Consider the following 5,792-nt stretch of genomic DNA (forward strand, 5'->3'; position numbering starts at 1 on the left):
AGTTGGGATGCAGGCTGCGAGGCATGGCAGGATCTCCGACGACCGAAGCCGAGATCCATCAACTCCCCTGCACCGAAAGTGAGTCAGACCCGAAATAGGACCCCCGCGGCCCACGCCGGATGAATACTCTAAATGCGCGGTTAGGGTCAGGACTGCGAGGCCGAAGTGTCTGAGAGCCTTCTGCCGGAGGTAGAGGCCGAGCCGAAGCCCGAGGCTCAGATCCTACCTTGGCGCGGCCACGGGAACGTCATCGCCGCTGCTGGCGTGGCCCTGCTCAACTTCGCACGTGTGCGCTGATGCTGTCGCTGTCAGGTGCCCAGGTCGGCGCCTCTTCGCTCCCGAGCATCATCCTCAGCTGCCGGTATGCCGATTAGGACGCGAGAGGGGTTGGTGTGCATGATCCGGACGTTTTTCGGCGCCCAACCGCAGCCCAAACAAACAGCGTAGATCCAGCGATCCCAAAGTCCTGAGTTATGCTTATCGACCGACTTTTGGCGTTCCTGGGCTTTCGCAATAAGCTGCTTGACCTCAAGCGCCTTCTCATCGCTCGTTATGTCACCCTTGTTTGCGGATGCATCCCCTCGAGGTTGTGTATGCTGCGCAAATGCCGGCGATACAAAGCCGATAAAAGCAATCGAGATTAGTATTAAAGTGCGCATTAGATGCTCCAAGAGCCTCGCAGCACCCCCCTGTTGCGGCCTTGACGGAATAGAACTCCGATAGGTTTCAGGGACAGCAAAAATAATTACGTGAAATCTGTTTCAGAAAATGTTGCGCTGCGGCGTAGGGGCGAATATCGAGCGCGCTGAAGCCCGGTGACACGCTCTACTCCCGAACGGGCTTCGACTCCGGCTTGGCCGTTCGTGTCAGGCTCTGGATCCCCCGCGGAGGACGACCTGCCTTTTCGGCGATCTGCGCCTCCTGTTGCTCAATGAGTTCGCGGGCCGGCTGATCGCCGTCGAGACCGCCGAGGATCTCCATCGGCACGCGCCGGTTCGATGCCCGGGAGCCATCCTCGAACACGATGTCGAACAGGATGGTGCCTCGATCCTGAGGCAACTGCTTTAACCGCTTGGACATGCCGGGCTGATACGCCAGCAAGCTCGACAGAACTAGGTCATCAGATTGTAACCGCTTGATCGTGACAGCGATCGAGTCAGGTGCCAATAACCGGCTTTGTGCCGCGCCGATCCTGCCAACATCCCGACAAGTGCCTCGCCGCTGGCCGTGGCGGTCCGTGCCGAACGTGTGACGCGGAGGCGATCGCCCGGCGCGCTGTCCTGTTGCGCGAACGCATGGAGGCGAACCGGGCTGAGGGGCGTCCTCTGTATGCATCACGCTTCTCAGAGAATGCGAAGCAAGGACGAGAACCCAATCGTGAACCCTAATTAGATTGGGCAGCTTGGCCCCAATCTTGGCGAGCCGATTGAGACCTTTCCTGATGCTCAAGATGCTGACAGAGTTCCCGCCAGTTCTTCACTGCTGACCTTGCTCTAATCGAGCCGCGCCTGCATCCCTTTGCCAGGCTTGAAATAGATGGCACTTCTAGCCTCGATAGCTACCGTCTGGCCGGTTCGCGGGTTCCGCCCAGTACGCGCGTCCCGCTCCCGGACCTCGAACATGCCGAAGCCGCGCAGTTCGACGTGGTTTCCACGAGCCAAAGCGTCTGGCATCGCCCGGAGGATCGTCAAGACGACCGCTTCAATCTTCTTTTCGTAGAGGTGTGGGTTCTGCTCCGCGACGCAGGCGATGAGCTCAGATCGGATCATGCCTATACACAGAGGCTTCGCTGCGACGTATGTGTCGACCTGACAGGCGTCGCACACACCACACTATAGATGTGGATCCGCGGCGGCATGAAGCCGGCTGGAGGCGATGGCAGTCCGGAATGCCTGATAATCCGCCTCGTTCTGATCGCCGTAAGCGTGTGCCCAGTCCGCGAGAGCTTCGCGCAGGTCGGCACGCCCATCATGGCCGCAGTACCCGGCGATCGCCGCGGCATCGCCCGTTCGAGCATGCGCCTTAGCGAGCAGCGCTCCATAGGCATGAGTGAAGAAGGCGAGCGATTGCCCAACCATGCGGGCCACCGGGATCTCACCCTTCATATTTTTCATCTGCCGGACGTAGAACGGACGGCCGTCGATGGTGGTCCAGCCGAGTAGCGGATCGCCCACGGCCTGAAGCAGGCGCTGACCGTAGATGACGCGCTCGCCCTCGTGACTGGCATAAGGCTCCGGCATACCGCGCAGGTACGGGGCATGGGCTGGACGAACCGCTTCTTTCACCTGCAGAAAAAGAACGTCCTGGTCCGAGTTGCCGCACAGCAGCGCGACGTAGGCCCGTGTCCCGACGCTGCCAACACCAACCACGCGGTGAGCCACATCCACGACGTGATACCGACTAAGCATGAACCGGCGCTCGCGCGGCAGGGTCTCAGCGTAGTGTTCCAGACCTGAAGTAACACCCTGACGGGTCGCTTCGTCGACCCGGACGAGGATTGGTGGCTCCTCGCGGAAGCGCCAACCGCCATCGGTCCGTCGCTCCCCAACGCGATCGAGCAGGTTCTTATTGTTTTTGCGGCGTGCCTTCTCCACGGCTTTGCGCACGACAGCTTGAGAATGCGTGTCGATTTCGATGCCGGTGAACTCAAGGTCGTCGGCTCGGGCTGCCCGCTGCCATACGTCGAGGGATCCACGGGGAGCCAGATCGTCCATCGTGTGCTGATAGCCTGAGACAGCGCTCAACACCGCCTGGCGACGCTCACGCACGGCTGCGCCAGCGTCTCGCGCAGCGACGTCGATGCTGGCGCAGAGCCGCTTCAGGTCCCACTCCCATGGCCCGACCGTAACTTCGTCAAAGTCGTTGAGATCGAGCACGATGTCGCCCTGTGGCGAGCCGAACAGCCCGAAGTTTGAGATGTGCGCATCGCCGTTCATTACTACCTGGATCGCACCACGCGGACCCTGAGCGAGATCCCATGCCATAACCTGAGCCGCACCACGTAGGAACGCGAACGACGAGGATGCCATGCGGGCGACGCGCAGGGGTATCAGGTGCGACTGCCGGTCTTCGTGAGCCTTCTCGATCAGCGCTACCGGGTCAGGGCGATCGGTACCGACCTTCAGCGCAGCGTGAGTGGCATGCGGCAATTCAAGCCGGAGGGTCTTTCCCGCGGCACGACGCTTGTCCCATGGCTCTACGCCTGTGCGTAGGTCGATGCGGGGGAAGTCGGCCAGTGGCTCAAGGACTGCTTCTTCTGCAGCTATGACCACCGCGTCCGGCCCGTCCTCTCCCGATGACGGAACGTCCGAGAGATGAGCTGACCGTTCCATCGACACCGCCTGTCCGTTCCAAGCCATGCTAACGGCCTGATCACGGAATAAACGCTTCAAGCGAACGTGGGCTTAATCGCGCACCGTTGGCCGCCCGCGGTGGCAGGCCCAGAACCTTAATTCGTTTTCCGATCAGCCACGCGAGCGGTTTGATAAGGCGGAGCCAGCCCATTCGAGGTGACTGGCCTTGGTCGCCCGGCTGTGGAGGTCGGCGCCATAGCGGACGAACACGAAGAACCTGTCGAAGGACGTCACGATACCTCGCTCGGGGTTCGTGTTCGGGTTGTCACGGTATGCGACCGTGCGACCGATATCCGATGGGGTTGGCGCGATCATGCTCAATGGAGCCCTGTGTGCACCACCGGGAATGCGCCAGCCGCCGACTCGGGTCCCAACGTTGACTTAACCGTGCCCGCCGGTCGACATGGACCGTTCCGGCCGGGCCCGCCTCGGCGAGTCGAGAGCCGGCAATTCAGGAGACCATAGCCGCGAGATAGACCCTGAAAAGCCAACAGCCCCTTCCCGGCAAGGAAGAGGCTGCTGAAAAACCTGGGGCCTGGTGGGGCCGCTCGACAGTTCCCCACAAGCCATGAGACCCCCCGGGGTGTCAAGACGGAACCTGTTTCCGTCAACGGGAAGGCTTTGCCTGGACCCTAGCCGCGGCCCGTGAGGGACCGGGTTCGATGTTTCACGCCACCATGCGGTCGGCGATCGAGGGCGCGCGTACGCTGGCGCAACTCGACGACCTGTCGCGCAAGATCTGGCAGGCCCACGCCACCGAGACCGTCGCCGACGCCGAAGCCCAAGGCTTGGCCGAGACGCTGCATGCCCGCAGGAATGCGATACGGGAGGCCGTGGCGCCAGTCGGCATTCCGCTCGGCCATGTGACACTGTTTCCGGCCAAGCGCCTCCAGCGGGCTCCTGAGCGATCCATAGCCATTGAGCGTCGCCGCCGTCTGGCCTGCTCGGGACCGATGCCGCCCGCACTCGCCAGCCGGTTCACCACCGGGCAACTCGCGGTCTTGAGGATCGTCGGAGACGAGATGGCCCGGGGCGGAGCCTGCGGGCTGTGCATCGACGCCATCGCGGCTCGGGCAGGTGTCTGCCGACGACTTGCTCAAGCCGCGATCCGATTGGCCGAGGGCGATGGGCTTCTAACCATCCAGGAGCGCCGTCACCAGGGGCGAAAGAACGAGTCGAACGTGGTCCGGATCATCAGTCGAGAGTGGCTACAGTGGCTCAGGCGGGGAGGGCGGTCCGCGGCCCCGGCGCTGCTCGGCAGCATAGGGTGCAAAAGCATGCGCCCCACGGATATAGGGGATCCACAGAGGCAGGTTGTGGACACGGAACCGAAGAAGGGCTGCCGACAAGCGGCTGGCGACCTCGACCGATCAGGCCGGACGAGAATTCTCGCGGGTCGTAGCGCGGGCCGAGCCATGCGGTGAGAGTCTGCGACCGGTCGATATGACGAACACACTTTCAGGCACAGCTAAGGATCAAGCCCTGTTGATGGAGTCTGTCATTGACCATGGACCGTTCGTATCAAGGCAATGGGCTTGCGTCACACCTACAATGCTCGAAGCTGGGCAGGCTAAAATCGTGACCGAAACGATCATCCCGCTGCGTCCGCGAAGTGAGGAGAACTCCGCCCTCGCGCGCGTAGATGTCACCGCGGTAGAGTTGCTTGCCCGAGGTCAGGCGGCGAGCCTGCAAGCAGCGAGGACCCAGGTGATCCTGATCAACTTGAGAGGACATCGGGATCAGATGACGGCATTGTTCGCGGATCTCCGCGCACGGGAGCCAGCTGGCGACGTCCAAATCGATACCGCGAACGCGGGCCTCGTCGTAGCGATCAATCACGGCGTCGTGCAGATCGACCTGTTCATCGCTCGGGCGCAGCTCCTCATGGCGGAAACTGCACAATCGAGCGGTTAGTGCCGGTATCGTTCGGCCAGCGCCATGAGGGATTGGGCCAACTGGGTGATATTGGCCGAGGCGGTTTCGACTTGACGGGTGCCTGCCGCCGTCTGCTGGCTCGCTTGCCGGATGCCGTGCAGGGCCTGCATCACCTGCTCGATCCCGAGCTGCTGCTGATTGGTCGAGGTCACGATCTGCTGGAAGACTTGCGCGCCCTCCTCAACCTTGGCGGTGATCTCCTCGATCGTCCGCTGGGTCGTGTCCGAGCGCGTCTTGCCGGCCGCCGCGCGCTTGACCGCCTCCTCGGTGAGCATCACCGACGTGTTGATGCCCCGGTGGATCTCGCCCAGGATCCCTCGGACCTGACCGGTGGCCGCCTTGGCCTGGTCGGCCAGCAGCTTCATCTCGGAGGCCATCACGGCGAAGCTGCGCCCGCTCTCGCCGGCCGCCGCCGCCTCGATCGCAGCGTTCAGCGCCAGCAGGTGCGTGCGCTCCGAGATGTCGTTGACCGTCTCGATGATGTCGCCGATCGTCTGGGTCTTC

7 protein-coding genes are annotated in these 5,792 nt (G+C 62.6%); 3 read left to right on the forward strand and 4 right to left on the reverse strand.

The genetic code is table 11. The annotated features are described in order from the left end of the window. Window positions 1-165 precede the first annotated feature (165 nt). The gene (locus FV242_RS36225; protein WP_281407132.1) at window positions 166-297 is read left to right on the forward strand and encodes a hypothetical protein; all 132 of its coding nucleotides are present in this window, start codon (window positions 166-168) and stop codon (window positions 295-297) included. Window positions 298-825: 528 nt separating this feature from the next. On the opposite strand, the gene FV242_RS32365 is transcribed toward FV242_RS36225, so the two are convergent. The 3 genes from FV242_RS32365 to FV242_RS32375 form a co-directional block, all read right to left on the reverse strand. Continuing rightward, window positions 826-1,080 carry a hypothetical protein gene (locus FV242_RS32365; protein WP_147911021.1) on the reverse strand — a complete coding sequence of 85 codons (255 nt, stop codon included), beginning with the start codon at window positions 1,078-1,080 and terminating at the stop codon, window positions 826-828. Between the two features lie 413 nt (window positions 1,081-1,493). Beyond that, window positions 1,494-1,769 carry an HU family DNA-binding protein gene (locus FV242_RS32370; protein WP_147910487.1) on the reverse strand — a complete coding sequence of 92 codons (276 nt, stop codon included), beginning with the start codon at window positions 1,767-1,769 and terminating at the stop codon, window positions 1,494-1,496. A gap of 63 nt (window positions 1,770-1,832) precedes the next feature. Beyond that, complete coding sequence (locus FV242_RS32375; protein ID WP_147910495.1) at window positions 1,833-3,332, reverse strand: DUF2252 domain-containing protein; 1,500 nt, start codon at window positions 3,330-3,332, stop codon at window positions 1,833-1,835. A gap of 683 nt (window positions 3,333-4,015) precedes the next feature. Here FV242_RS32375 and FV242_RS32380 point away from each other — a divergent pair. Together FV242_RS32380 and FV242_RS32385 are read left to right on the forward strand one after the other, a co-directional pair. Next, window positions 4,016-4,777, forward strand: a complete 762-nt coding sequence (locus FV242_RS32380) for a hypothetical protein (RefSeq protein ID WP_147941799.1) — start codon at window positions 4,016-4,018, stop codon at window positions 4,775-4,777. 154 nt (window positions 4,778-4,931) lie between these two features. Continuing rightward, window positions 4,932-5,267 carry a hypothetical protein gene (locus FV242_RS32385; RefSeq protein ID WP_147941800.1) on the forward strand — a complete coding sequence of 112 codons (336 nt, stop codon included), beginning with the start codon at window positions 4,932-4,934 and terminating at the stop codon, window positions 5,265-5,267. Here FV242_RS32385 and FV242_RS32390 read toward each other — a convergent pair. Next, window positions 5,264-5,792, reverse strand: a 529-nt coding sequence (locus FV242_RS32390; protein WP_246692990.1) for a methyl-accepting chemotaxis protein, incomplete at its 5' end; no start/stop codon positions are given. The two genes, FV242_RS32385 and FV242_RS32390, sit on opposite strands and share 4 nt — an antisense overlap.

Source organism: Methylobacterium sp. WL64 (assembly GCF_008039945.1).
Lineage (GTDB): Bacteria > Pseudomonadota > Alphaproteobacteria > Rhizobiales > Beijerinckiaceae > Methylobacterium.